Annotated in this window: 1 pseudogene; it reads right to left on the bottom strand. The window is 54.1% G+C overall.

The features are described 5' to 3' along the window. Positions 1 to 471, bottom strand: a pseudogene (locus LRL21_RS47435) (hypothetical protein); the annotation flags it as partial.

The following is a 471-nucleotide window of genomic DNA, read 5'->3' as shown; positions in this document are numbered from 1 at the left end:
AACAGCACCTGCCATAATTGGCCTACAGGTTCATCTGTAGTAAGAAGTATGGCATCTTGTGACTCCACAGCCGGACCCGGCAAATGGTCTTCCGTCAGCATAAATGCCTTCAACCCGCTGACCGTCACAGCCTGATCGCCGCCGCTCAGCAGCTTCGCCTCAATTGCTTCAATATCGTTCATGGTTGTGCCCTCCGGCAGTTTCACGGTCGTTGAGAACCATTCGTACGCCCCCTCGTAAACCGCCCGGAACTTCCCGATTCGAATATCGTCAAAGGAACTGGAATACACGGTCAGCGAGCCCTTCAATTTCACCCGGATATCGATACAGGGCGCTTTCTGCAACGTCGGATCGGATGCCCGCTTCGACGTCTGCACATATAAATAATGACGCAGATCCGTTACCTGCCATGACTCCGAACCAGACCCGGCAGTCATCAGCTCGGACAATCGGCTGTGGCGCTCCATTTCC

Origin of the sequence: Paenibacillus periandrae (genome assembly GCF_022458865.1) — a bacterium.
In the GTDB taxonomy this organism is placed as follows: Bacteria; Bacillota; Bacilli; order Paenibacillales; family NBRC-103111; genus Paenibacillus_S; species Paenibacillus_S periandrae.
Note: the sequence above shows the minus strand (reverse complement) of the source record. Positions and strands in the feature narration are given on the sequence as shown.